At 69.5% G+C, this 25,381-nt stretch carries 21 protein-coding genes; 13 read left to right on the top strand and 8 right to left on the bottom strand.

All coding sequences use genetic code 11. The features are described 5' to 3' along the window. Nucleotides 1-122: 122 nt before the first annotated feature. The 3 genes from AB7I40_RS21185 to AB7I40_RS21195 all read left to right on the top strand — a co-directional run bounded on the left by AB7I40_RS21185 (nt 123) and on the right by AB7I40_RS21195 (nt 5,179). Nucleotides 123-1,301, top strand: coding sequence for a hypothetical protein (locus AB7I40_RS21185; protein WP_428345015.1), 1,179 nt, complete (start codon nt 123-125; stop codon nt 1,299-1,301). Between the two features lie 123 nt (nt 1,302-1,424). Beyond that, complete coding sequence (gene mgtA / locus AB7I40_RS21190) at nt 1,425-4,142, top strand: magnesium-translocating P-type ATPase (RefSeq protein ID WP_428345014.1); 2,718 nt, start codon at nt 1,425-1,427, stop codon at nt 4,140-4,142. After that, entirely contained in the window at nt 4,139-5,179 is a 1,041-nt protein-coding gene (locus AB7I40_RS21195) for a lysylphosphatidylglycerol synthase transmembrane domain-containing protein (protein WP_428345013.1), read from the top strand. The genes mgtA and AB7I40_RS21195 overlap by 4 nt, the downstream gene beginning before the upstream one ends. A 20-nt stretch (nt 5,180-5,199) precedes the next feature. On the opposite strand, the gene AB7I40_RS21200 is transcribed toward AB7I40_RS21195, so the two are convergent. The 4 genes from AB7I40_RS21200 to AB7I40_RS21215 all read right to left on the bottom strand — a co-directional run bounded on the left by AB7I40_RS21200 (nt 5,200) and on the right by AB7I40_RS21215 (nt 10,391). Next, nucleotides 5,200-5,325 (bottom strand): hypothetical protein, encoded by a 126-nt coding sequence (locus tag AB7I40_RS21200; protein WP_428345012.1) that lies wholly within the window; start codon nt 5,323-5,325, stop codon nt 5,200-5,202. Between the two features lie 117 nt (nt 5,326-5,442). Next, complete coding sequence (gene ppsA, locus AB7I40_RS21205; RefSeq protein WP_428345011.1) at nt 5,443-7,755, bottom strand: phosphoenolpyruvate synthase; 2,313 nt, start codon at nt 7,753-7,755, stop codon at nt 5,443-5,445. Further along, entirely contained in the window at nt 7,755-8,252 is a 498-nt protein-coding gene (locus AB7I40_RS21210) for a GyrI-like domain-containing protein (RefSeq protein ID WP_428345010.1), read from the bottom strand. Before AB7I40_RS21210 ends, ppsA begins: the two co-directional genes overlap by 1 nt. Nucleotides 8,253-8,393: 141 nt before the next feature. Beyond that, complete coding sequence (locus tag AB7I40_RS21215; RefSeq protein WP_428345009.1) at nt 8,394-10,391, bottom strand: sensor histidine kinase; 1,998 nt, start codon at nt 10,389-10,391, stop codon at nt 8,394-8,396. A 430-nt stretch (nt 10,392-10,821) separates the two neighbouring features. Between AB7I40_RS21215 and AB7I40_RS21220 the strand changes: the two genes are divergently transcribed. Then, entirely contained in the window at nt 10,822-11,433 is a 612-nt protein-coding gene (locus AB7I40_RS21220) for a hypothetical protein (protein ID WP_428345008.1), read from the top strand. 6 nt (nt 11,434-11,439) lie between these two features. On the opposite strand, the gene AB7I40_RS21225 is transcribed toward AB7I40_RS21220, so the two are convergent. The 3 genes from AB7I40_RS21225 to AB7I40_RS21235 form a co-directional block, all read right to left on the bottom strand. Next, nucleotides 11,440-12,099, bottom strand: coding sequence for a class F sortase (locus tag AB7I40_RS21225; protein ID WP_428345007.1), 660 nt, complete (start codon nt 12,097-12,099; stop codon nt 11,440-11,442). Between the two features lie 13 nt (nt 12,100-12,112). Continuing rightward, nucleotides 12,113-12,940 carry a DUF4397 domain-containing protein gene (locus AB7I40_RS21230; protein ID WP_428345006.1) on the bottom strand — a complete coding sequence of 276 codons (828 nt, stop codon included), beginning with the start codon at nt 12,938-12,940 and terminating at the stop codon, nt 12,113-12,115. Nucleotides 12,941-13,210: 270 nt separating this feature from the next. Beyond that, on the bottom strand, nt 13,211-16,111 hold the full coding sequence (locus tag AB7I40_RS21235) for a hypothetical protein (RefSeq protein ID WP_428345005.1): 2,901 nt from the start codon (nt 16,109-16,111) through the stop codon (nt 13,211-13,213). Between the two features lie 367 nt (nt 16,112-16,478). Between AB7I40_RS21235 and AB7I40_RS21240 the strand changes: the two genes are divergently transcribed. The 5 genes from AB7I40_RS21240 to AB7I40_RS21260 all read left to right on the top strand — a co-directional run bounded on the left by AB7I40_RS21240 (nt 16,479) and on the right by AB7I40_RS21260 (nt 19,936). Continuing rightward, complete coding sequence (locus AB7I40_RS21240) at nt 16,479-16,814, top strand: rhodanese-like domain-containing protein (protein WP_428345004.1); 336 nt, start codon at nt 16,479-16,481, stop codon at nt 16,812-16,814. Further along, a complete protein-coding gene (locus tag AB7I40_RS21245) occupies nt 16,811-17,533 on the top strand; it encodes a PIG-L deacetylase family protein (protein WP_428345003.1) in 723 nt (240 codons plus the stop codon). The genes AB7I40_RS21240 and AB7I40_RS21245 overlap by 4 nt, the downstream gene beginning before the upstream one ends. A gap of 149 nt (nt 17,534-17,682) precedes the next feature. Beyond that, entirely contained in the window at nt 17,683-18,549 is an 867-nt protein-coding gene (locus tag AB7I40_RS21250) for a universal stress protein (RefSeq protein WP_428345002.1), read from the top strand. Next, nucleotides 18,546-19,583 (top strand): SLAC1 anion channel family protein, encoded by a 1,038-nt coding sequence (locus tag AB7I40_RS21255; protein WP_428345001.1) that lies wholly within the window; start codon nt 18,546-18,548, stop codon nt 19,581-19,583. Before AB7I40_RS21250 ends, AB7I40_RS21255 begins: the two co-directional genes overlap by 4 nt. A 20-nt stretch (nt 19,584-19,603) precedes the next feature. Next, nucleotides 19,604-19,936, top strand: coding sequence for a hypothetical protein (locus AB7I40_RS21260; protein WP_428345000.1), 333 nt, complete (start codon nt 19,604-19,606; stop codon nt 19,934-19,936). Here AB7I40_RS21260 and AB7I40_RS21265 read toward each other — a convergent pair. Next, nucleotides 19,906-20,109, bottom strand: a complete 204-nt coding sequence (locus AB7I40_RS21265) for a hypothetical protein (protein ID WP_428344999.1) — start codon at nt 20,107-20,109, stop codon at nt 19,906-19,908. The genes AB7I40_RS21260 and AB7I40_RS21265 overlap by 31 nt on opposite strands. Nucleotides 20,110-20,507: 398 nt before the next feature. Between AB7I40_RS21265 and AB7I40_RS21270 the strand changes: the two genes are divergently transcribed. The 4 genes from AB7I40_RS21270 to AB7I40_RS21285 all read left to right on the top strand — a co-directional run bounded on the left by AB7I40_RS21270 (nt 20,508) and on the right by AB7I40_RS21285 (nt 25,334). Continuing rightward, entirely contained in the window at nt 20,508-22,001 is a 1,494-nt protein-coding gene (locus AB7I40_RS21270; RefSeq protein WP_428344998.1) for an alpha/beta fold hydrolase, read from the top strand. A gap of 90 nt (nt 22,002-22,091) precedes the next feature. Next, nucleotides 22,092-23,660, top strand: coding sequence for a serine hydrolase domain-containing protein (locus tag AB7I40_RS21275; protein WP_428344997.1), 1,569 nt, complete (start codon nt 22,092-22,094; stop codon nt 23,658-23,660). Continuing rightward, nucleotides 23,647-24,591 carry an ABC transporter ATP-binding protein gene (locus AB7I40_RS21280; protein ID WP_428344996.1) on the top strand — a complete coding sequence of 315 codons (945 nt, stop codon included), beginning with the start codon at nt 23,647-23,649 and terminating at the stop codon, nt 24,589-24,591. The genes AB7I40_RS21275 and AB7I40_RS21280 overlap by 14 nt, the downstream gene beginning before the upstream one ends. Next, a complete protein-coding gene (locus AB7I40_RS21285; RefSeq protein ID WP_428344995.1) occupies nt 24,588-25,334 on the top strand; it encodes a hypothetical protein in 747 nt (248 codons plus the stop codon). The genes AB7I40_RS21280 and AB7I40_RS21285 overlap by 4 nt, the downstream gene beginning before the upstream one ends. Nucleotides 25,335-25,381: the final 47 nt, after the last annotated feature.

Genomic DNA, 25,381 nt, shown 5'->3' on the forward strand with positions numbered 1-25,381 from the left:
CGAGCCCCTCCCAAGGTCCTACGACAGTGGGCACAGAGCCACTACCCGCCTGACGGAACCAATGGTGCCCTGATGGTGAGGCATCGGACGGTGAGCCGGCCGATGCGACAGAGGGGGACACCATGCTCGGGATCGGACGCGACGACGCACCCACGACCAGGAGGCGCCGTACGACGGTGTGGACGGCACTCGCCTCGATCTTCGCGGCGTTGCTGCTCACGGGATCATCGTGTCTCGGCGTGGACAGGACCAACGACATCCTGTCCGACGCGGTGCTCATGCTGGAGCAGGAATCAGCATCCTGGGAGCAGGTGCTGCAGGACACCCGCGACAAGCTCGTCGCCGAGGGCAAGAAGACGCTGGCGGTGCAGGTCGACAAGCTCCTCAAGGACACGATGCAGAACGTGGGGATCGAGGCGCGCTGCTACACCGACTTCCTGCGCGACCGCGTCGCCAACGATCTGAAGCGGCTGCTCGCCCGACAGAACGATGACGAGCCTCCGAACGACCCACGGTTCTGCAACCCCTCTCCGGACTCGATCGACCTCAACCTGCTGCCGTCCGAGCGCAGGCTCATCCGTGTCGACGGCTTCAACCTCAGCCGCTCGATGGTCACCGCCAGGGTAGAGACCACGCCGGGGGCCTTCGTCGACGTCAGCGACTACGTCGACGACCCGTCGAGCTATCTGGTGACCCTCAACCTGGCCGCCATCGAGCAGGATCAACCCCAGCTGCTCCCGAGCGCCCGCCGGGTCGTCTTCGCGCTGGGCGCTGATCCGGCGACAGCCACCGAGAACTCAGTGACCATCCTTCCCAAGACACCGGATCCGGTGCCGATCTACGCCAAGACGCTCGTCACCATCAGCGGGAAGGTCCATCTGCACGACTACGACCCGGAGTCCGCCAACGAGGACCGCGACGTCTACGTGAACCAGACCCTGATCGTGCGCTCGGGCGCGGTGACACCCGCGACCTGGTCTTTCAGCAACTGCGTCGACCACGAGGTGCAGGGCGACCTCTGGGTCCAGTTCAGCCTCAACCAGAGCACCGGTGTCGTCGACGCCGTCGGCACCGCCTACTACTGGGAGGGCAGCAGCTGCGCCGACAAGGTCCACGTCTCGCAGCCGCTCGCCTTCACATTGACGCCGACCGTCGATCGGCCGTCGTACCCGTTCTCGACGCCGCTCGCGGACGGCGACGGCGGGATCTACCCCAGCCTGCTGTTCACCTACCACGACCCGATCATCGTCCTGCCCGGAGAACCGGTGCCCCTGTATCCCGCTGAGCGGTTGCACCGGTGATGACCTGAGCCTCGCCTGGGACCAAGGTCCCGCGACACGCCCCCGCACGTCTCTGTGGCCCAGTCGCCGCCACCGGCACAGTGAGGGGCGAGCGCGCCCGCGTTCGGTCTGACAGGAGACCAGTTGAATCGCCGCCCGAGCGCTGTTCCCCACGGCGACGTGCCTGCGGCGATCGGTGCTTCCAGGCCTGCAGGCCCCGCCGGAAGGATCGGTGCAGCGGCCACCCAGGACGTCGGCCGGGTGCTGGCCGCACTCGACGTCGATCCCACCCGTGGACTGGGCACCGGGGAGGTCGCGGCCCGGGCGCGGCGCTACGGCCCCAACGCGGTCTCCTCGCACCGCGCACGGCTGCTCCCGGTGCTCTGGCACCAGCTGCGCTCACCCCTGCTGGGCCTCCTCCTGACCGCCGCCCTGGCCTCCTACCTCGTGGGGCAGCGCAGTGACGCCGTGATCATCGCGGTCATCGTGGCGATGTCGGTCGGGCTCGGCTTCGTGAACGAGTACCGCGCCGAGAAGGCGGCGCAGGCCCTTCACGCGCAGATCAGTCACCAGGCCGTGGTGCTCCGCGACGGCCAGCCACGGGCTGTCGAGGTGACTGCGCTGGTCCCTGGCGACGTGGTGCAGCTGCATCTGGGCGAGGTCGTCCCGGCCGACATCCGGCTGACCGAGGTCAACGGCCTGGAGTGCAACGAGTCCATGATGACCGGCGAGTCCCAGGCCGTCGCGAAGCAGACGGACCCCGTCGCACCGCAGACCGCGCTGGCCGACCTGACCTCTGTCGCCCTGATGGGCACCATCGTGCGGGCCGGCAACGGACGGGGCGTCGTCGTCGCGACCGGGGTCGACACCCAGTTCGGGGCGATCGCCTCGGGTCTCGGGGAGCACCAGCTCGAGACCTCGTTCCAGGTCGGGCTCCGACGGTTCTCCATGCTGCTCGTGTACGTCGCCGGCACGCTGACGTCGTTGATCTTCGTCGCCAACCTGGTCCTGCAGCGCCCCTTCCTCGACGCGCTGCTGTTCTCCCTCGCCATCGCCGTCGGGATCACCCCCCAGCTGCTGCCGGCGGTCGTCGCGACCAGCCTCGCGGCCGGGTCACGGCGGATGCTGCGCCGCAAGGTCCTGGTCAAGCGGCTCGTGTGCATCGAGGACCTCGGGGACATCGACACCCTGTTCACCGACAAGACCGGCACGCTCACGCTGGGCCAGATCACCTACGCCCGGTCCGTGCCCACCGGCGAGGCTCGATCCGACGACGTACTGCGCGCCGGCCTGCTGTGCACTGAATCGCTCACGACCGATGAGGCGACTGTGGGCGTCAACCCTCTCGACCAGGCGCTGGCCGACACCCCTGCGGTGGCGCACCTGCTGAAGGGCCTGGCGAGCGCCGAGAAGCTCGCGGTGCTTCCCTTCGACCACGACCGGAGGATGGTCTCGGTGCTCCTCCGCGAGGCAACGACCACGACGCTGCTGACCAAAGGAGCTCCCGAGACGGTGCTCGACCGCTGTCTCGACGTGCCCCCGGCGGCGCGCGCGGCCATGCGTCGCGAGTTCGAGGCCGGCAACCGCGTGGTGGCCGTGGCCACCCGCCCGGCCAGCGGAGACCGGCTGCAGGTCGCGGACGAGACGGGTCTGCACCTGCTGGGGTTCCTCGTCTTCCTGGACCCTCCCAAGCCCGAGGCGGCCGCGGCCCTGCGGCGCCTCGCCGGCCTGGGCATCACGGTGAAGGTCGTCACCGGCGACAACCCCGCCGTCGCCGCCAAGGTCTGCCACGACCTCGGTCTGGCCGGCGATGCCGTCCTGACCGGCACTGACCTCGATGCCCTGTCCGACTCCGACCTGCCCGCCGCCGTCGATGCCACCACCGTCTTCGCCCGGGTCTCCCCCGAGCACAAGGCCCGCATCGTGCGGGCTCGGCGCAGCACCGGGTCGGGGGTGGCGTTCCTCGGGGACGGCGTCAACGACGCGCTTGCGCTCCACGGGGCCGACGTCGGGATCTCGGTGGACTCGGGCACCGATGTGGCCAAGGACGCCGCCGACGTGATCCTGCTCGAGAAGGACCTCGGAGTGCTGGCTGACGGGGTCACCGAGGGCCGGCGGATCTTCGCGAACACCATCAAGTACGTGCTGATGGGGACCTCCAGCAACTTCGGCAACATGTTCTCCGCCGCCGGCGCCTCGCTCTTCCTGCCCTTCCTGCCGATGCTGCCCTCGCAGATCCTGCTCAACAATCTCCTCTACGACACCAGCCAGCTGGCCATCCCGACCGACAACGTGGACGAGGAGCAGCTGCACCGGCCCTCGCACTGGGACCTCGCGTTCATCCGGCGCTTCATGATGGTCTTCGGGCCTCTGAGCTCGCTGTTCGACTTCGCGACCTTCGCGGTGATGCTCGGGGTCTTCCACGCCGGTTCGGCCGAGTTCCGCTCCGGCTGGTTCGTGGAGTCGTTGGCCACCCAGACCTTGGTGATCTTCGCGATCCGCACCCGGCGGGTGCCGTTCTTCCGCAGCCATCCCAGTCTCCCGCTCACGCTGGCCGCCCTGGGCGTGGCCACGTTCGGTGCCCTGCTGCCGGCGACACCGCTGGCCAGGACCCTCGGCTTCGCGCCGCTGCCGGGCGCCTTCTTCGCCACCCTGGTCGCGATGGTGGTCGGCTATCTGGTGCTCATCGAGATCGCCAAGAGCTGGTTCTACCGAATCGCCCCGATCTCCGCCGCCCCCGCGCGGCCGGTCTCCCCCGTGGCGCCCTCGACCCATCGTCAGCTCAGGCGACGCGCTCGCCGCTTCAGCACGCACGAACGGCTGCCGCACCCCCGCGGCACAGGGGCCAGTGGTCCACCGTGACCACCTGGGACTGGGTCCGCAAGGTCGGGCTGGTGGCGCTCACCGTGGTCCTGGTGGAGTACCTCGCCGTACCCCAGCTCCTCAAGGCCCGCAGCGAACTCAGCCTCTTCGCCGACGCCTCCGTGTGGTTGCTCCTGGTGGCCTTCGCGCTCGAGGCTGGGTCGTTGCTGGCCTACACGTCGCTCACCCAGGCGGTCCTGCGTCCCGGCGCCCGGCTTCCTTTCTTCACCCAGTTCCGGATCGACCTCACCGGCTTGGGCGCAAGCCACGTGCTTCCCGGCGGCGGTGCCAGCGCCGCAGCACTGCGCTACCGACTCATGACCACGCACGGCGTCGCGACCGGTGACGCGCTGTCGACGGCCGCGGTGCAGTCGGCCATCGCCATCACGGGCCTGGTGGCCACCTTCACCGGCGGGGTGGCCCTGGCCCTGCCCGGCATCGTGTCCCACCCGGGCTACCTGCTCGCCGGCCTCGGCGGCCTCGCAGTCCTGCTCGCTGTGGGGCTGACCACCAGAGCAGGAGCCCGGGCGTCCTGGGCGAGCGCTCCGCCGCGGGTACGGCGCTTCGAAGGCGCCGCCCCCTGGCGGGGTTCGCGGTGGCTTCTCGGCCAGGTCAACCGGACCCTCGCGGCCGGACGCACCGTGCTGCTCCGGGCCGTCAGCCTCCTCCAACAACAGCCCGGGCCCAGGCTGGCACTACTGGGATGGGCGGGGGCCAACTGGCTCCTCGACGCCGCCAGCCTCTGGGTCTGCCTGTGGGCCTACGGTGTCACCGTCCACCCCGGCGCCCTGCTCACGGCGTACGGCGCCGCGAACCTCATCGGGCTGCTCCCCCTCACCCCCGGCGGACTCGGCGTCATCGAAGGAGTGCTCATCCCGTCCCTGATCGCCCTCGGTGCTCAGGGCGGCCCGGTGGTGCTCGGGGTGCTGACCTGGCGAGCGCTGGAGTTCTGGCTGCCGATCCCGGTCGCGGGAGTCACCTACCTCAGTCTGCGGCTGCGACACCGACGCTCGCCGGCCCCCTCACCCTCGGGCTGAACGCGCCAGGGCCCGCGGGGTCACTCGCTGCCGCGGCCCTGCAGACTCGCCTCGGCCAGCGGGACGCTCGGCGACTCCTCAGGGGCCTGGTCTGCCTCACCCACCCGGGGGTCCAGGTCGCTGGGGCGGAGCATGGTCTCGATCATCGGATCGCCTTTCGGATCGATTGCTGATGACTCCAGCCTCGCCGCGTCGGCGCTCGATCGGGAGGGCCCGATGTCACCGGTCGGCCGGACGTTGGGCCCACCAGCGACGGGGGTCGCTCACCCACGTGGCCGCCGTCGCGCCATCGGCGCCGGGGGGATCCGGCGCGACGGGTCCGCCGCCTCGAGGAGGATCCGACGTTCGGCCGTCGAGATGGTCCGGCGCACCGCGCCCAGGGCGTCCGGGTTGACCGAGATGGAGGTGATGCCCTCGCGCACGAGGAACTCGGCGTACTCCGGACGGTTCGACGGCGCTTGACCGCACAGCGAGGAGGTGATCCCGGCCTCCTGGCAGGCCCGCACGATGCGACTGATCGCATCGAGGACCGCCGGGTCGGCCTCGTCGAACACCTCGGCGCACACCTCGGAGTCCCGGTCGACGCCGAGCATGAGCTGGGTCAGGTCGTTGCTGCCGATCGAGACACCCTCGATGCCCATGCGAGCGTAGGTGGGGATCCAGTACGCCACTGACGGAACCTCGGCCATCACCCAGACCGGGAGGCCGGCAGCGCTCGGGTGGGCGCGTACGACGTCCAGGCACGCCTCGAGCTCCCAGGCGGACCGGACGAACGGCAGCATCAACCGCAGGTTGGGCGTCTCGGCGCGCACCCTGCCGAGGACGTCGAGCTCCAGGCCGAACAGGTCGGGCTCGTGGACGTAGCGGAAGCAGCCGCGGTAGCCGATCATCGGGTTCTCCTCACTCGGCTCGAACCTTGCGCCGCCCTCGAGGTTGCGGAACTCGTTGGTGCGGAAGTCGATGCTGCGATAGACGACCGGGCGCGGCGCGAAGGCCGTGGTGATGCGCAGCAGCGAGTCGGCCATCTGGTCGACGAAGCGGTGATGCTCGCCTCGCTCCATCAGCAGCCGCGGATGCACCCCCTGGAGGGCGTCGGCCACCATGAACTCCGCCCGCAGCAACCCGACACCGTCAGTGGCCATCGCGGCCACCTCCACGGCGTGGTCGGCGACGGCCAGGTTGACGTAGACCCGGGTCGCCAACGGCTCGGCCTGCTGGGTGACCAGGGCGGCCGGCGCCGGTGCCGGTGCTGCACGCTCGAGGTCGACCGAGCCGGCCAGCACCTGCCCGGCCGTGGCGTCGACCGTGACCAGCTCGCCGTCGCGCAGGGTCGTGGTGGCGGTGCGGGTGCCCACCACGCACGGGACACCCAGCTCGCGCGACACGATGGCCGCATGGCAGGTCATCCCGCCACCGTCGGTGACCAGTGCCGAGGCCCGCCGGATCGCCGACATCCAGTCCGGGCTCGTCATCGGCGCGACCAACACCTCGCCCGGCTGCAGGCGGTCGCGTTCGGCGGGGTCGGTGAGGACCCGGACGATGCCGGTGGCGGATCCGGTGGATGCCGACAGCCCGCGCAGGAGCACCGTGGCCGAGGATGCGACCGAGCCAGCGCCGCGATCCGGGGTGGCGTGCAACGTGGTGATGGGGCGGGACTGGACCAACCAGACAGTGTCGTCCGCCACGGCCCACTCGATGTCCTGGGGCCGCTCGTAGTGGGCCTCGACCGCGATGGCCAGCCGTGCCAGCTCGAGCACCCGGTCGTCGGAGAGCAGGCGCTGGTCGCCCTCGTCTGGTGAGAGCTCGACGACCTGGTCGCCGCCCGAAGGTCCCCGCACGATCTTCCTGGTCTGGTGCCCGACCCGCACCGACACGAGCCGCGGACCGGACTTGTCGACGACATAGGTGTCCGGCTCGACCATGCCGCTGACGATCGCCTCGCCCTGGCCCAGGACGGACTCGATCACGAGACGCTCGGTGCTCTGGCTGGTGGGGTCGACGGTGAAGATCACCCCGGAGATCTCCGAGTCCACCATGACCTGCACGACCACGGCGATGGCCGGCTCGTCGACCAGGTGGCTGTTCGCCCGATAGCTGACGACCCGCTCGCCGTAGAGCGAGGCCCAGCAGTCCCGGATCCGATCCATCAGCTCGGCGGCACCGACCACATGGGTGAACGTCGCGTTCATCCCGGCGAAGGAGGTGTCTCCGGCATCCTCGGAGGTGCCCGACGACCGGACGGCGACCGCCAGGTCGTCGCCGAGCTCGGCGTACGCCTTGGTGATCTCGCGGACCAGCTCCTCCGAGGGGTCGCTGTCGCGCACGATCCGCTGGGCCTGGGCCGCGATCTCCGCGACCGCCGAGGGGTCGTCCGGGCCGGCATCGCCGATCAGCTCGTTGAGCCGGCCGCGGGCACCTGATTGCTCCATCGTGTCCAGATAGGCGCCGCTCGTGACGACGAAGCCGGGCGGGACCGGGAATGCCCCCTGGGTCAGCTCGCCCAGGTTGGCGCCCTTGCCCCCGGCCTCGGCGGCGTCACCGACGCGCAGGTCCTCGAACCACCGGATCATCTTCATCACAGGCTCCCGGCGCTGGCGGTGTCGAGGTCTGCCGGGGCACAGGGGAAGTAGAGGACGGTTCGTGGCCGGGGTACGTCGGCGTCGTCGAGGTAGCACTCCCACGGATCACCGGTCGCCTCGACCTGGTGCTCCGACATCCACTGACGGACAGTCGCGTAGGCAGTGCCCACCTCGTCATACGGACCGACGTGCAGCAGAGCCACGGCCGGCCCGCCTGGCAGCTGACCCTGCTCCACCTGGTGCCCTGGGGTCATCGGGCGGTCGACAGGGAACCCCGCCTCGACGTCGAAGCCATCGCTGGTGGGCACGTAGCGACCGAACGGTGGGCCCACGATCTCTCGTCCGAGGGACGTGATCTCGCTGGCGACCGTGGCGTAGGCCCGGCCCAGGAAGCTCGCCAGCTCGGAGGTCGGGACGTGTGCCCGTCGGACTGCTGTGATCTGCGGCTGGAGCTGCTCGGTTCGCGGCAGTGTGGTCTGCTCGGTCTCGTCCATGATGCTCACCTCGGTCCTGGCGCGGCCGGTCGGTCCGACCCTCTTCATCAGGGCACGGATGACCGCCTCGAGGGCAGGGCAGTTGGTCGGCGCGGCGAGGACCTTCGGTCCTGCGTCGATCCCGGCGGCTGTCCGGTGCGCTCAGCCGTGGTGGTCGACCTGGGCCGTCCAGGTCAGGCAGGTGCCACCGTCGAGGGGCGTGGTGAGGTCCAAGGTGCCACCGTGGACCGCGGCGCGCTCCCGCAGCGCTCCCAGTCCCCCGCGGCGCTCGGCATGGTGCTCGGCCGCACCGTCGTCGGTCACTTCAAGGGTGAACAGCGCGTCGCTGAGCCCCACCTTGACGTCGGCACTGCTGGCCCGGGCGTGACGGGCGATGCTGGTGAGCGCCTCCCGCAGGGCCGCTGCCGCATCGACGGCCAGCGCAGCGTCGACCCCCCGGTCCACGGCACCGGAGAAGTCGATGTGCACCGTGAGGCCGAGGGCCGGCAGTGCCTCGTCGAGGACCGTCATGAGCTCATGCCGCAGACTCGTGGTCCGAGGTGCGGTGTGGGGGACCTGGAAGACCGTGGACCGGATCCGACGAATCGTGTCGTCCAGGGAGTCGACGTGATCAAGGATGCGCTTCTTGAGCTCGGGGCGAGCCACGAGCGGCACCATGCTCTGCAGTCCCATCCCCGTCGCGAACAGCTCGCGGATCACGTGGCCGTGCAGCTCTGCGGCGATCCGCTCGTGGTCGGTCAGCAGGAGCAGGGCCTCGCGGTCCGTCCTGGCCTGGTCCAGGGCCACCGCGATGCCGGCGTGGCTGGCGAACCCGGCCAAGGCGGTCAGGTCATGCTCGGCGAACGTGGCCCTGCCGGCGCCGCGACCGACCAGCAGCGCACCCCACACGCCACCGTCTGGCGCGGAGAGCGGTACGCCGGCCACCGAGCCGACCCCGTCGCCGAACTGATCGGTGAACTGGGCGCTGCGTACGGTGGCCGGAAAGGCCGCGTCGTAGTCCGCCAGGAGCGCAGGCTTGCCACTGCGAATGAGGTGGCCGGCGAACGTTGGCTCCAGGTCGACCTCGGTCTCAGGCAGGCGCTCACCGTTCGCCATCAGCGTCTCCACCCGTCCCTGGGAGTCGTCGAGGGAGGTCACGACCGTGGCGAAGTCGGCGTCGGCACCGCGCGCTGCGTGCCGAGCCACGAGGTCCATCGGTCGCGCCGAGTCGCCTGCGAAGAGCTCCTGGGTCATCTCGGTGGAGGCCTCGAGCCACCGGCGCTGCTGCAAGGCGACCGCGTGCAGGCGCGCGTTGTCGATGGCCACCCCCGCCGTGGCAGCCAGCGCCGTGACGAGCTCCTCGTCCTCTGCGCTGAACTCGCCGCGTGCGCTCTCGGTGAGGTAGAGGTTGCCGAAGACCTCGTCGCGCACCCGGATCGGGACACCCAGGAAGCTCCCCATCGGAGGGTGGTTCGGCGGGAATCCCGAGCTGTCGGGGTGGGTGCCCAGGTCTTTCAGGCGCACGGGTTCGGGCATCTTGATCAGCAACCCGAGGAGTCCCGCACCCTTGGGCAGCTTCCCGATGGCTCGAACGGTCGTGTCGTCCATCCCCGAGTGCACGAACTCGGCCAGGGTCCCGTCGGTGTCCAGCACCCCCAGAGCGGCGTACCTCGCCTCCACGAGCTCGCGCGCCGCACTGACGACCTGTCTCAACACCACGGGCAGGCTCAGGTCGGTGGCGACGGCGGCCCGGGCCCGGAGCAGCGCGTGCAGGCGGTCCTGCGCCTGCGGGGCACGCGACAGCGTCACGGTCGCGCCGATGGTCGCGCCGGAGGGGCTCAGGCGCGAGGAGATCAGCACGTCGAAGAGACGTGACTCCTGTGGCGCGTCACAGGCCAGGCGCAGGGTCATCGGAGCGGGCAGGTCTCCGGCCAGCGCGATCCGGATGCACGCGGCCACGGATCGAGACACCTCGTCCCCTGCGGCGTCACACACGTCGAGATAGGAAACGCCGACGCCGGTGCGCTCAGGATCGCCGCCGTTCTCCTCCGCGAACCGGGACCACGCCTGGTTGACGGAGACGATCACGCCCTCCAGGTCGAGCAGCGCGACCTCGACCAAGGTGGAAACCGGATGGGGGTGGGTGGTGGATCCAGGCATGACCGTCATTCCCTGTCGGAGTCTTCGAGGAACGCGAGAACCGAACAGGCGATGCCATCGTTGTCCTGACAGATCGCCGTCCGCCATCGCAGACCCGAAGGTTTTCCTACTCCGTGGCCCAAGGCGCGGACCGCCAGCACCTGCCCGCAGTCCGTCTTCACCATAGACACATCCCCTCAATGCCGCCAGGGACCGACGCCCGGAAGGACCGTCGTTCGTCAGGTCCACCGAGGTCGTTCGACCCTGGTCGGCGTACGCCTCCCCGACCCAGTCTGGGACAAGGACTATGCGCTGGGAGGCGATGACGATGTCGACGGATGCAGTTTCGCGGACTCAACCCACCCCGCCGCCCGGGCCCCCGGTCCCACCGTCGCCCGCACGGTGGGGTGTCGGGCGGGTCCTGGCCCTGGTGTTCGGCTGCCTGTTGCTCATGGCGTCGCTGACCCTCGCCGTCGGCGGCGCAGGGGTGGCGATCGTCAACGGCACGCAGCGCGACGATGCCGGCTACCTGATGAGCGATTCGGTCACCCTCGGTTCCGGCGGCTACGCGATCACCTCCCCCGATGTCGAGATCGACGGTGCGGGTGCCCTGCCACACCGCATTCTCGGTGACGCCAAGGTCACGGCCGAGACCAACGGTGACGCCGCGCTCTTCGTGGGCGTCGCGCGGACCGCTGATGTGAAGAACTACCTGGGGGACGTGCAGACCACCCGGGTGTCGGTGTTCGCCGACGACCCCGTCTACGAGGAGCAGAGCGGCGGGGCACCCGCGACGGCCCCCGGCAAGAGTGACATCTGGGTTGCCCAGCAGTCGGGCACCGGACCTCAGAGCATCACGTGGCCCGTCGAGAACGGCAACTGGACGGTCGTCGTGATGAACGCCGACAGCAGCCGCGGGGTGAGCGCGGACGTGACGACCGGTGCCACCGTGCCCGTCATCGGCTGGATCTACGGCGGCCTCTTCGTGGCAGCCGGGCTGACGTTGGTCATCGGCGTCGTCCTCCTGGTCGTGGCGATCCGCCGCAAACCGAACGTCAGCTGAGACGGCTCAGGCAGGGACCGCGGTCACCACGAGGTTCTGCTGATAGCCGCCAGCCGCCCGATCGTAGGGACCACCGCACGTGATGATCCGCAGGGTGGGTGGCCCGGAGCGCGAGAAGAGGCTCGCTGGCAGTGCCTCCCGGTCGAAGCGCCTGAGGGAGGACACGACGTACCGCACGGTGCGGCCGTTCGCCAGACTGACCTCCACCCCGTCCCCAGGCTCGAGCTCACGCAGTCCCACCAGGGGACCGAGTCCGTAGTCGTAGGAGTCGAGATGGCCGGCGATGACGGCAGAGCCCTCGGTGGAGCCCGGGGCCAGGCCGAACTCGTACCAACCGAGGGTCTTCGGATCCGGCGGCAGCGCCATCTGCCCGTCCGCGCCGACCCCGGTCGCGACGAGCGGCGCATCGAGGCCGATGGCGGCGATCCGGATCTCCCGCGGCCGCGGTGCCGGCGACTCCGGGAGCGGGGGTTTGGCTGGTGCTCGGGTCACGGGCGCTCCGACCGGGGCCGGCGTCGCGGTGACCGAGGGCTGAGGTGGCCCCGGATCGGGGCCGCCGACGGATGGGTCGGCGGACCCCGACCGGGGCCACAGGGCCACTGCGCTGACGGCCAGGCCGACCACTGCCAGGAAGGCAACGATCGCAGGAGCTCGGTCCGTCGTCATGGCAGTGCCGGGCTCAGCGAGCCGCGCGACCTCGCACGAGGCGCTGGCCGGAGACGACCAGAGCCAGGAGGGACACCAGACCCACACCCAAGGCCCAGACCGGCGCACCCGCGCTGGTGGCCTCGGGGGCGAGACCGGCTTCGCCGCCGGGGACTCCACCCGGGGCGGAGTGCAGGCCGTCGATGGTCTGAACGGCCAGGTCGAGGTTGCCGTCGGCAGCGCTGCCCCAGGCGTAGACGATCGTGTTCGTGCCTTCGGCGAGGGTCAGGTCGGCGGGTCCGATGGCCACCTTGCTGGTGCCCGCGAGCACCACGTCGGCGGAGTAGGTGTCGGCGGGGACATCCACGACACCTTCGTTCGGGTTGGTGACGTCGGAGAAGAGGACGTCCTTGTTGGCGCGGACGTCCACTGCCGGCGCGGCCGCGGTGTGCCGCACGGTCAGGCGGGCCTCGCCCGGTGCCGTCGCCGAGGTGTCGTTGGCGAAGACGCTGAGCATCGGAGCACCGTCGGCGTCCAGGTGGGCCACGATGGTGGCGTTGGCACCGGCCGGGACCTCGACCCCGTTGGCCTCGATGGCGGGGTCCCCGTTGCCGGGGCTGTCGCCGTCGGCGAAGACCTGCAGGTCATAGCTGCCGGCGGGCAGGGTGAGGGGGTCGGTCAACGTGCCCGGCTCGAAGTCCGGGATCAGTTCGTCACCGTTGGCGTAGACGTCGACGGTCAGTCCCGGTACGGCGTGCAGCACCGACACGGTGGCGGTGTCCGCGGCGTGGGCCGGCACGAACATGGTGGTGCTCAGGGCGATCAGACCAGCAGTTCCGACTGCGGCAGCAATGCGACGCATGAGTCGTCCTCTCGGGGAGTGGGGTCAAGCCTCTTGCCCCGTACTTCGCAGGCAGTCCCGGACCGGTTGCATGAAGCTGGCGCCTTGTTGGACTGGGGGCCGATCTGCCGCGACGGTTTCCTTGACGAGCCCACGAAGCTGCCTTGCTCAACGGCGTCCCGCATCCCCGGTGACAGTCGAGCAGCCATCGCGGCGCGGCGTTCGGGGAGTTCGGGCGCGGCGTGGGGACCGCATCCCGAGATGCGATCCCCACGTCACCTGAGACCTCGCTCAGCGCGGAGCGATGCCGATGCCCTCGATCCGGACCAGCTTGCCCTTGCTCACGACCACGACCCGGACCCAGCCGCTCTTCGCCGAGGAGAAGGTCGTGACGGGGATGAGCTTCCTGTGTGCGAACTGCTCGCTCAGCAACGAGATGGGCCTGGACGTCAGCAGCCTGCCATCGAGATAGACGAGCACCTTGCCGCTGTAGAGCGACTTGGTGACCACCAGAGCGATCCGCTTGACGCTCGGAGCGTAGACGCGGGCCACCTGCCCACTCCGGCGCGTAGAGAGGAATCGGCCGAACAGTGCGTTGGGACTGCTCACCGCGTCCCATTCGCGGGTGTGCGACAACCGGTCTGCCCCGACAGGCAGGTAGACGGTGCGTACGACGGGTGACGGGTCAGCCCCGCTACCAGAGACCGCGGTGAATGCGATCCGGTTGGAGCCCTGCCGCAGCCCGCTCACGAGCATGCGACCCGAGGTGTTGACCGGCAAAGCCTTGCCATTGAGCACCGTGTGGTACTCGACCGACGAGGCGTTGCTGGCGAGGGTGAACGTCGCGGTGGTGCCCAGCACCCAGGCGAGATCGCTCGGGCCGGCCAGCACCCGCGTGTCGGTCCCGACCACGAACCTCTTGATGTAGGTGGCCGCGTTGCCGGCAGTGTCCGTCGCCTTGACAGCGAACACGTAGTCACCGGCCGCGAGACCCTCGAAGGTCTGCGGTGAAGTGGTCGCCGCCCAGGCGCCCTTGACGCCATTGGTGGTCAACTGGCCGACGAACGTGGCCGGCTCGTTGGCGACGAAGTCGAGTGTCGCTGCATCCGTGGTCACCGAGGCGACCGTGATGGTCACGACCGGAGCGGTCGTGTCCTCACCGACATCGGGCGGCTGATTTCCGTGTGACTCCGGCGCCGCGAAGCTCACATACTGCGGCTCCGCGACGTCGACCCCGCCCTCGAGGCCCGCGTCGATCCCGTACTGGCCCACGGTCGCTCCCACGGCCATCAGCAGGTGCCAGGTGACGTCGTTGTAGCCCGCCTTGAGTGCGATCGGCCAGGTGCCACCGAGCTTGTCCTGCGTCAACAGAGCCAGCGGCATCGACACCATGTCGGTGCCGTTGCTGCCGTAGACCCTGGCGTCCGCAGCCTCGAGCTCCTCCAACAGATCGGTGGTCGGGTCATCACCCGGACCGGTCAGCGTGAAGGTGAGCACCGCTTCCTGATCCGTCGGAGCGTAGACCCGCACCGGCACGTCGACGTAGGTGCCTTGGATTCCCAGGGATGGGATCTCGCCACCCCAGAGCACGGTCGGGCTGCTGGCGTTGACATTGACCGTCGAGGTGTCCTCCGCGAGCGCCGCACCGGGGTCGTCGACGTCAACCAATTGAAGAGTGACGACGTACGGCCCGTCGGGGGCCTCACCGCTCGCGGTGACGGTGAACTCAGTGTCAACGTTGTAGCCCGGCGGGACCTCGAACCCCTCGTCAGGACCCCACCAGCCGACCAGGTTTCCGTCACCGTCCACGCTGAACGGCACGCTTCCATCGGTCGCGGTGGCGGTGAGGTCATCGACCACCAGAGCGTCCGGCGCATCGACCGTGATGCGAAGCCGACCCTCGTCGACGAGGGTTCCGCCCCACGGGTTGAGCAGCGAGGTCGTCACCTGGAACGGCAGGGTCTGGAAGACCTGCTCAGGGGCCACCACCTGCACAGCAGGATCGGTGGTGTTCTTGATCTGCTGCGCGGTGGTGTCCACCAGGACCGGGTCCATGTAGAAGCCCGGAAGGATCTGGTCGTGCTCGTGCAGGTAGTTGATGACTGCGCGCGAGTCATCAGCCATCTGCGCGAAAGCCGTCACCCCGGTCAGCGTACGACTGTCCACCTGCGCCTTGGTCAGACCGCCGGTCTCCTGCAGGTTGGTCCAGGGGACCAGGTCGAGAACGGCAGTGACGTTCCACTTCAGCCTGGCGACGTCGAGCCAGGTGGCACTGCCGACGAAGGTCTCGGATCGGTTGTAGGTGAATGCGCTGTAGTCGACGAAGTTCTCCCCTCCGGGGAGGACATCGACCGCCATCGGCGTCGCCGGGTTCGGGTCCACAGGGGTGACGAAGGAGAGCCCGGGCCAGGTCGGCGGGTCGGGCAGGCTCGTGAATCCCACGATGCGGTTGTAGTACTGGACGGTGTCGACGGTGATCGGCACGCCCTTGCTCGCAGCGGCGCCGATGGCCACCGCGGCGACCTGCCACTTGCCGTAGGGGATTTCGGCGAAGTCGAGCCCGGCGATCCCGCCGGTCAGCATCAACGAGTCGTACATGCCGGCGTACTCCGGCGCTGCGTCCAGCGCAGCCCCGTCAACAGTCAGACGACCCGCAGGGTCGAGGCCGATGGTGTCGGCCAAGGTCAGCTTGACCTTCACGTCGGCCTTCTTCTTCTCCAGGACGCTGTCGCTCGTGCGGGTCAGGTTGAGCCGTTCCAACTCGCTCTCCACCGCGAACATCGCGTACTGCGGCTGCGGGTCACAGGCCTCGATCTCGGCCACGGGCAGGGGGTCGACCGGGTGGTCGATCCACTCACCCTGGAGCGGCAGCACCCAGACCTGGCGGCCGTCCAACGGGTTGGTGACTGCACCCACGCCTGGCACGGCGGTGTAGGACACCGGCTGGACGCAGTACTCGACGGTGACCGGGTCGGCAGGGTCCTCGCCGGGTACGGCGTACTCCTTCAGGAGTGGTGTGCCGTTTCCTTCTCGGAGTTCGACCACGAGATCGGAGTACAGCGACCCGGTGTTGTCGTCCGGTGGCCCTGCGGCGGCTCCGACACCGGCGGCGAGTGCCGCGGGCGACGAGAAGGCAAGAGAGACCATCAGGGACGCTGCGAACCAGGGTGCGCCGCGCTTGTGCATATTCATGACTCCTCCTCCTGGCGCACCGGATGGTCCGGAACGCATAGACGGGCCGCCGGAGGAGTCAGGCACAGCGTCGGACAACGTCGGCCGCTCAGAGCGGCCGCCCCCGTTCGTCGTCATGGTGACGCTCTCTCCGCGCCCACGCTGAAACACTTGCCCGTCGCGGAGACCCCCAGCAGAGGCGATGGTCCCGAGGCATCTGCCATCGGGCCCGACCCCTGACACAGCCAGGCCACCTTGCGTTGCGCCTGCTTCAGCGAGACCACGTGCCGTCCCATCCCATGCGGGCTGGGAATGCGCGCCTGTGGCCGCGCGTTCACCTCCACATATACCCTAGGGGGTATCGAGATCGATTGAGGGAGTGTCATCCATGTATGAGGTCAAGGCCCAAGTCCTCACGTCCGCGCACACAGACGGGGCGATCGTCGTGGACGTCCGTGAGCCCAGCGAGTACGCGACCGGACACGTGCCCGGCGCGCGCCTGATTCCCGCCCATGAGATCCGCACGCGACTCTATGAGCTGCCCCGCAGGTCCACCCTCTACGTGGTCTGCGCGAACGGAGCTCGGAGCCTCGATCTGATCCCGTTCCTGCGCGCCGTCGGATATGACGCCTACTCGGTCGCCGGCGGCATGTGGGCCTGGCAGAACGTCGCGGGCAGCCAGCAGGACGGTGACTCGTCACACACCGGAGAGGACGCACCATGAACTCCGCAATAACCCCCGACACGATGGGGACGCTTCCGTCGTGGGCAACGGTCCTGGCGGTGGTTGCACATCCCGATGACGAGTCATTCGGTCTCGGGGCGGTCCTCGACGGCTTCGTTCGGGCCGGCGCCACTGTTTCGGTGCTGTGCCTGACTCAAGGTGAGGCATCACGCCTCGGTGCGCCGGGCCCAGACCTCAGTCACATGAGGGCCATGGAACTTCAGCACGCCGCACACCAGCTCGGAGTTGCCTCAGCCGTCCTGCGTACGTTCCCGGATGGGGCGCTGGCACAGGTGGATCCGACGGCCTTGGCCCTCGAGCTGCACCGGGAGCTGGATGTTCGGCCGGCCGAGGGGATCGTGATCTTCGACCCCACGGGGGTCAGTGGCCACCCCGACCACACAGCAGCAAGTGAAGTCGCGCTCGCGGTCGCCGCCCAGAGGGACCTGGACGTGCTTGGCTGGACACTGCCCGCGTCGGCTGCTGAACAGTTGAACGACGAGTTCGGTACAGCCTTCGTCGGACACGGAGACGACGACATCGACCTGGTTGTCCGTGTCGACCGAGAGCGCCAGCGCATGGCCAGCCTCGCCCACGCCAGCCAGGCGGCGCCGACCAGCGTGCTGTGGCGACGCCTGGACCTGCTCGGCGACCATGAGTATCTGCGTTGGCTGCGACGTGCCACGTCCCTCGAGGCATCAGGTGCCAGGCGGGCCTGACGTGATCACCCGCTCCGGGACGGGGCCGGCCGGCCCTCACCCAAGGGCACTTGGGCTCTGCCGAATCGTGCTCCGCGAAGGGACCGTCGAGCCATGACCCCCAGCGAGATCGCCCCGTGACCCGGCGACGCAAGGAGACGGACGCCAGCGTGAGCACGCCTGTGGTGGTCGGGGTCGATGGAACGGGCCGGAGCCTGCGAGCCGTGATGTGGGCGGCACATGACGCATTCCTGCGCGCTCGACCCTTGCGGATCGTGCACACATTGCCGCGCTATGAGATGGACATCCCGTTGTTCCCGCCCGGACGCTTCGAACTCGCCGAGGAGCACGGTCGAGCGGTCATCGCCGAAGCGGTCGCGATCGTTCGGCAGGCGTACCCCGATGTGCCGTGCTCCACCGCCCTGCCGATGCGCAGCCCCGCCGCAGCGCTGATCGAGGAGTCCGCGCGTGCCCAGGGGATCGTGCTCGGGAGCAAGGGCGACAACGTCGGCAACCTGCTCCTCGGGTCCACTGCCCTCCAGGTCGTCGGACACGCCGACTGCCCGGTGATCGTGGTCGGCCACGTGAGCGCGGGCCACAACCGCATCGTGGCCGGCGCCGACGGGTCCCCAGGCTCCACGGCGGCCCTTGCCTACGCATTCGAGGAGGCCCACCTGCGCGGGGCCGATCTGCACGTGATCAGCGCACTCGGCTTGCCGCAAGGATGGCCCACCCACCTTCTGCGCCCGCTCCCCGAGGACAACGCCGAAGTCGACGTACGTCACCAAGTGGTCGAGCAACAGCTCGCATCACTTCGTCATCAGCACCCCGGCGTCAACGTTGTCCTCAGCGCACACCGACTGGACCCCCTCGCGGCGCTGGACAGCGCCTCCCAACATGCCGACCTGCTCGTCCTCGGCTCACGCGGCCTCGGCGGGTTCCACGGCCTGGCCATCGGCTCGACAACCCACAAGATGCTGCACTTCGCCAACTGCCCCGTGGCCGTGGTGCGCGCCACCTCGCGGGATATCCCGTGAGCACCGACGACCAGGACCTCCAGGTTCGTCGGGAGGGCGCCCCCACCCTCCACGTCGAGGCGGAGGCAAGCGATGCTCGTGCACGACTCGCCCACTTCCCGGTGACCTTCTTCGCCACCGTCATGGGACTGGCCGGGCTCTCCATCGCCTGGGCGCGCGCGGCCGCCGTCATCGACGTGCCGAGCCGGGTCGGTGAGGCGCTGTTCTGGGCCTCACTCTGCCTCTACGCCGCTGTGCTGCTCGCGTACGGCGCAAAGGTTGTCCTCCACCCGCATGCTGTGCGCGAGGAGTTGGCGCACCCCGTGCGGATCGCGTTCGTCCCGACGATCACGATTGCCCTGCTGCTGGTTGCCACCGCCGGCCAACACCTCGCAACCTCGCTGGCCGAGGTGCTCTGGTGGGGCGGAGCCGCCGGCCAGCTGATGCTGACCCTCTACGTGCTCTCCTCCTGGATCAATCGCCCGACCTTCTCTCTCGAGCACGTCACCCCGGCCTGGTTCATCCCCGTCGTCGGCTTGGTCGTCGTTCCACTCGCCGGTGTCCAGTTCGCGAGCCGCGAGGTGTCGTGGTTCTTCTTCGCCGTCGGGGTCACCTTCTGGATCCCGCTGCTGGCTATGGTGCTCTCCCGGCTCTTCGTGCACGACCGACCAGTTCCCGCCAGACTGCTGCCCACCCTCGCGGTGCTGATCGCTCCCCCAGCGGTCGCTGCCGTCGCCTATCTTCGTCTCGTTCCCGAGGGCGGCGAGGGTCCCGTGCCGCGTCTGCTCTACTACGTGGCCCTGTTCTTCGCCCTGCTCTTCCTTGCGCAGGTGAACCGGCTCCGCAAGCTGCCGTTCTTCCTCTCGTGGTGGGCCTACGCCTTCCCCTTCGCCGCGTTGAGCGTCGCCACGAGCGTGATGGCCGGCGAGATCGGCGGATGGTTCTTCACCGCCGCCTCCTGGACGTTCCTCGTCGCCGTCACCGCCCTGATCGCGCTTCTTGCCGTCCGCACGACGGTGAGCATGCTCCGCGGCGAGATCTGCGTGCCTGAGTAGACGGACAGGACGAGAGCACGATGGACCGACACGACCCCTCCGCCCAGGATGGAACGCCCCGGACGCACACCGGCAGGGTCCTCGGCTGGGCATCCGGGCTTGCTCTGCTCATCTTCCCTTGGATCGGCGCCGGCATCCTCGCCACTGTCGTCACGTTCGTAGGACCCGACGACTGGGACCCGGAGAGCACCTTCCCCTGGCTTCTGCTCGCCGCGTTCTCGACCGGCGTCGGGTGGATCATCTACGGCAGCGTGAGCATCCCTGGGTTCCGCCGTGGAGCCATCCCTGGCACCGCAATCGCCCTGACCACGATCGCTGGGATCTACCTGGTGGGAGTCATGGTCACGAAGTGAGCGCGCAGCGTCAGCGCCATGTCCACGATCCTGTCCTCTTGGCCGCCCACGAGACCGCGGGTGCCGACCTCGACGATGGTGCGCAGGTCGACGCCGTAGCTCTCCGAGGCGGCCTCGGCGTGACGTAGAAGCTGGAGTAGGCACCCGCATACCCCAAGGTGAGCGGAGTCCACGCGCCCATGACAGACATCGCCTCCGGAGCCATCGCGCTTGCCTTCTTCGTGCTCAGGAGGGCTGCCGTGGCGACGCCGACCACCGGTCCGCGAACAAGGCGGACCGCTGGGTGTCCTGACCAACGAAGGCCCTAGGCCCTCGTCTGGGGAGTCCGTCGGCCCTGCCGCTGGGGTGAGGCAGGTGGCGAGGCTAGAGGGGAAGGCTGAAGTTCCCTCAGCGTGCTGGTGGCACGCAGGTCAGGGACGGTACGGCCGAGTGAGCAACCGGGTCAGGAGCGTCCGTGATGAGTGTGCACGCCAATCCCCCAGTGACACCGCAGCTGGAACGGCCTCCAGGCCAGGGCGCGGGTGCTGACGTGATCAACAGGGGCAGAGCAGGTGTGCTCTGGCGGGGGGACGTGGCGGACAGGCGGCTGGCCCGGAGCCTCGCGGTGTTCGCCGCGGTTGGCTACGGGTTGCTCGCCGGTTGGTGGACGCCGCGCGGACCGTTGTCCCCGTGGGAGGCGCTCTCGGCGATGGGGCTCGGGATCCTCGTCGGGTTCGTCGCCGGTCTCCTGCTCCGGTCCCGATGGGCCATGCTGGTGGCTCCGCTCACCTTCGTCGTCGTCTTCGAGTTGACGCGACGAGGCGTCTCGGGACCGACGGTGGACGGCATCCACCTGACCAGCGCCTACGGCATCATGGCGTTCGCGGTCGGCCGTGGCGTCCACGCGCTGCTGGCCCTGTTGCCGATGGTTCTGGGAGCCGCTCTGGGTGCGGCCTTGGCCCGGCGCCGGCGGTCGACCGGTCACCGTAGCCGGAGTTTCCCGAGTGCGCTGGGCCTGTGGCTGCGTCGCAGCATCGCGGTGGTCACTGGCCTCGTGCTCGTGGCCCTGGCCGCCTTCATCGCTCGCCCTGCGAGCACTGACCCGATCGTCGACGCGGACGGCCAGACGATAGCCGGAAGCGTCGCGGAACTGACTCGGGTCGAGGTCGACGGTCGAGACCTGGCGTTGATGATCCGCGGGCGCAGTGCCCAGAACCCTGTGCTCCTGTTCTTGGCCGGCGGACCCGGCGGCAGTGAGCTCGGTGCGATGCGGCGGCACAGCGTGGCACTGGAGGATGACTTCGTGGTCGTCACGTTCGACCAGCGGGGCACCGGGAAGTCCTACGACCAGCTCGACCCCACCGACACGATGACTCTGGACGGGGCAGTGGACGACGCGCTCGCGGTCACCAACTACCTGCGCGACCGATTCGACGAGGACAAGGTCTACCTGGTCGGCCAGTCCTGGGGGACCACTCTCGGAGTCCTTGCCGTGCAACAGCATCCCGAGTTGTACCGCGCCTACATCGGCGTCGGGCAGATGGTGAGCCAGGTGGCAACAGACAAGATCTTCTACCAGGACACGCTCGCTTGGGCGCGCAGGCAAGGCAACACCGACCTCGTCGCCACGCTGGAGGAGAACGGCCCTCCGCCGTACACCGACATCCTGGACTACGAAGCGGCCCTGACCAACGAGACGGAGGTCCACCCCTACGACCACGGCCCGAACAGCGAGGGCGCCGGGCAGATGAGCGAGAACCTCTTCGTCGAGGAGTACACGTTGCTCGACCAGGCGCACATCTTGGGCGCCACTCTCGACGTGTTCTCGGTGCTCTACCCGCAGCTGCAGCACATCGACTTCCGCACCCAGGCCACCAGCCTCGCGGTGCCGGTGTATCTGGCCCAAGGGCGCCACGAGGCACCCGGGAGGCAGTTGCTGGCCCAGGAATGGTTCGAGCAGCTCCGCGCTCCCTCGAAGGAACTGACGTACTTCGACACCTCCGGGCACCGCCCTCTGTGGGAGCAGCCCGCCGAGTTCCACGACCTGATGACCGATGTCCTGCGCGACACCGCACCGACCCGCTGATCCACACCCGTGTTCCTTGGAGGCAGACATGAGCACCCTGCACGCCGACCGCAGCCGCGGGCTGCCCGTGGTCGACCCCGGGGCGTCGTCGTGACCGGCCGGCCCGGGCGCGTCACCCGGTCCGTGCTGGCGGCGCTGATGCTGCTGGCCATCGGCGGCGCAGGAGCGGCGGCGAGCCCCGTGTCCTCCGGGGTGGTCAATGGCCCTCGCCAGGCGGAAGTCCCGATCACCGAGGTCGAGCGCGTCCTGGCCGCGCAGCTCGGCGAGTCCAACGTCTCAGGTGGAGCCGTCGCGTTGGTCTCTGAGGAAGGTGTCGAGGCGCGAGGGGTGGGCGACGCAGGCGGAGACCGTGCGGTCACGGCGGACACCCCGTTCGTGATCGGCTCCGCCAGCAAGTCGTTCACGGCGCTGGCCGTCCTGCAACTGGTCGACGCCGGCCGCGTGGATCTCGAGGCCCCGGTGCGCGACTACGTCCCCGAGCTCACACTCGCCGCCGGTCAGCGCGTCGACGACATCACTGTGCGCGACCTCCTGCAGCAGACTAGTGGACTCGACGACCTGGCCGGCGGCCCGCTGCTGGCCTCGGCTGCCGACGGCACGCCTGTGGCGGCGATCACCGAGCTGGAGGACGCCGAGCTCGCCTCCACTCCCGGCAGGACCTGGCTCTACGCCAACGCCAACTACGTCCTGGCCGGCCTCGTCGTCGAACGCGCCTCTGGCCAGCCGTACGCCGACTACCTGCAGCGCGAGATCTTCGGCCCGCTGGGGATGACGCACAGCTCCGCCACCACCGCACCCGTCGGCGACGACGCCCTGGCGCAGGGCCACCGGTTCTGGTTCGGCGTACCCATCGCCAACGAACCGACCCGCCGGGAGGCCACCCTCGCTGCCGGTTACCTGATCTCGTCCGCCACCGACCTCGGCCGCTACCTGTCGATGTACCTTGCCGACGGCCTCGCCCCGGACGGCACCCGGATCGTCTCCGCCGACGGCATCCGGACCCTGGTCGCCGCCGGCCCCGACGCGGTCCTCGGCTCGTGGGCACAGGGACAGGACAGCCACTACGCGATGGGCTGGTTCGTAGGTGGGCCCTGGGGTGAGGACGCCGTCTTCCACCCTGGCAACACCCCCGACGCCACCACCATGCTCGCGCTCTTCCCCGAGCGCGGCGTGGCAATGGCCGTGGTCGTCAATGCCGGCAACGAACTGCCGGTGCCTGGCAACCCCTTCATCGCGGACCGCATCGCCCGCAACGTCGTGCACACCGCCCTCGGCCAGCCGGCCGAGGATCTGCCCTCGGTGTGGCGGTTCTACGCCGTGTTCGACGTGGTCGCTCTGCTCCTGCTGGGCGCCACCGCGTGGGGACTGGTCCGAGCCGTACGCAGCGTGACATCGCCCGAGCCCCCGGCCCACCGGGTGCGCTCCTGGGCCGGGGTCCTGCTCCGGGCCGCTGTCGTCGGTGGGCTGGTCCTGCTGCCGATGTCGAGCTACGGGTGGGGCGGTCTGTGGACCTGGGCGCCTGACCTCGCCGTCGTGATGGGAAGCCTGACCCTGCTGCTCACGCTGGCCACCATCGTCCGGGTGGCGGGCTTGCTCCGCCGCCCCACTCGCCCTCTCACCACACCCGCTGAAAGGAAGCCCGACCATGTATCCGCTTGAGATCGAACACGTCACCAAACGATATCGCCGGGAGGTGGTCGTCGACGACCTCAGCTTCACCGTCGCGCCCGCCCGAGTCACCGGCTTCCTGGGGCCCAACGGCGCCGGGAAGTCGACCACGATGAAGATCCTGCTCGACCTGGCGGCCGCCGACTCCGGCCACGCCACCGTCGCGGGCACCCGCTACCGCGACCTGGCGGACCCCACCCGGACGGTCGGCGTCGTCCTCGAGCCGAACGCGTTCCACCCCGGCCGCAGCGGCCGCAACCACCTGCGGATCCTCGCCGACGGTTCCGGCATCTCGCCTGGTCGCATCGATGAGCTGCTGGAGCTGGTCCAGCTGACCCACGCCGCCGACCGCCACGTCGGCGGCTACTCGCTGGGGATGCGGCAACGGCTCGGCATCGCGGCCGCCCTGCTCGGCGACCCGCCCGTCCTGGTCCTCGACGAGCCCGGCAACGGCCTCGACCCACAGGGCATCCGCTGGCTCCGTGACCTGCTGCGGTCTCGCGCCGCGGCCGGCGGGACGATCTTCGTCTCCAGCCACCTCCTCGCCGAGGTCGAGCACCTGGCCGACGAGGTGGTGGTGATCAACCACGGGCGTCTGGTCGCCACCGGGGCCCTTGCCAGCCTGCAACAGGCAGGTACGTCGGTGCGCACCCCCCAGGGAGAGCGGCTGACCGAGCTGCTCCGACATGCTGGCGCCACCGTCCACACCGGGGCCGAGGGCGAGCTCGTCGTCCGGGGCCTCAGCACTCGTGACATCGGTGACCGCGCCTGCGCCGCAGGCATTGCGCTGCACGAACTGACCCCCCAGGCCGGTTCCCTCGAGGAGCTGTTCCTGGACTGGACGAGCAACGATTCCCACCTCGACGGTCACGACAACACCGCCGACGTGGCCGAGACCGAAAGGCAGGTAGTGGCGCAATGACGTGGCTACGACTCGTGCGGGCGGAGATCCGCAAGCTCACGACGACCAGGTTGCCGCTGGGCTTCCTTGCCGTGCTGTTCCTGATCGCCGGCATCGATGCCGCGGTCGTGATCTTCGGCACCGACATGGACGGGAGCAAGGCGTTCATCGCGACCGCTGCGGACCAGCAGTCGCTGATGGCCTTCGCCTACAACGCCATGTTGGGCACCGGACTGTTCGGCGCGATCGCCGTAGCTCGGGAGCACGGACACCACACCGTCGTCCCGACCTACCTGACCTCGCCGCGGCGCATCCGCGCGGGCCTCGCCCAACTCACGGCGATTCTCCTCGGCGGTGCGCTTCTCGGACTGATCGGTCAGACGCTGATCATCACGGGAGTCGCTCTCGCGCTGCCCAGCACCGAGTACGGCTTCCTGGTGTCGATCGGCGGGGTGACCCAGATCCTGGCCGCCACGACCCTGGCTGGAGCCGTCGGCGCACTCCTCGGAGGTGGACTGGGGGCCGTGATCCGCAACCTCGGTGGTGCGGTGACAGCGGTAGTGCTCGCGCTCTTCATGATCCCGCCTCTCGTCGTACAGCTGTTCAGCGACGCCGCGTCCTGGATCCCGCCCGCGCTCGGCGGCGCCATCTCCGGAGTCACCTCCGACGTGAGTGTCGCAGCGGCGGTAGCGGCACTGCTGCTCTATGGCCTCCTGCCCGCAGCGGCCGGCCTGGTGGCGGTGCAGCGCCGCGACGTCGTCTAGCCCGTAGAAGGCCGGGTCCTGTCCCTCTTCAGGCTCGAACGAACGAA

Origin of the sequence: Nocardioides sp. (assembly GCF_050246775.1) — a bacterium.
Lineage (GTDB): Bacteria > Actinomycetota > Actinomycetes > Propionibacteriales > Nocardioidaceae > Nocardioides.

Coding starts and splice junctions, on each gene's coding strand:
- AB7I40_RS21260 (WP_428345000.1), top strand. CDS start 19,604: ATGGACCGACACGACCCCTCCGCCCAGGATGGAACGCCCCGGACGCAC.
- AB7I40_RS21240 (WP_428345004.1), top strand. CDS start 16,479: ATGTATGAGGTCAAGGCCCAAGTCCTCACGTCCGCGCACACAGACGGG.
- AB7I40_RS21200 (WP_428345012.1), bottom strand. CDS start 5,325: ATGATCGAGACCATGCTCCGCCCCAGCGACCTGGACCCCCGGGTGGGT.
- AB7I40_RS21185 (WP_428345015.1), top strand. CDS start 123: ATGCTCGGGATCGGACGCGACGACGCACCCACGACCAGGAGGCGCCGT.
- AB7I40_RS21230 (WP_428345006.1), bottom strand. CDS start 12,940: ATGCGTCGCATTGCTGCCGCAGTCGGAACTGCTGGTCTGATCGCCCTG.
- AB7I40_RS21285 (WP_428344995.1), top strand. CDS start 24,588: ATGACGTGGCTACGACTCGTGCGGGCGGAGATCCGCAAGCTCACGACG.
- AB7I40_RS21235 (WP_428345005.1), bottom strand. CDS start 16,111: ATGAATATGCACAAGCGCGGCGCACCCTGGTTCGCAGCGTCCCTGATG.
- AB7I40_RS21215 (WP_428345009.1), bottom strand. CDS start 10,391: ATGCCTGGATCCACCACCCACCCCCATCCGGTTTCCACCTTGGTCGAG.
- AB7I40_RS21220 (WP_428345008.1), top strand. CDS start 10,822: ATGGCGTCGCTGACCCTCGCCGTCGGCGGCGCAGGGGTGGCGATCGTC.
- AB7I40_RS21225 (WP_428345007.1), bottom strand. CDS start 12,099: ATGACGACGGACCGAGCTCCTGCGATCGTTGCCTTCCTGGCAGTGGTC.
- AB7I40_RS21280 (WP_428344996.1), top strand. CDS start 23,647: ATGTATCCGCTTGAGATCGAACACGTCACCAAACGATATCGCCGGGAG.
- AB7I40_RS21210 (WP_428345010.1), bottom strand. CDS start 8,252: ATGGACGAGACCGAGCAGACCACACTGCCGCGAACCGAGCAGCTCCAG.
- ppsA (WP_428345011.1), bottom strand. CDS start 7,755: ATGAAGATGATCCGGTGGTTCGAGGACCTGCGCGTCGGTGACGCCGCC.
- AB7I40_RS21245 (WP_428345003.1), top strand. CDS start 16,811: ATGAACTCCGCAATAACCCCCGACACGATGGGGACGCTTCCGTCGTGG.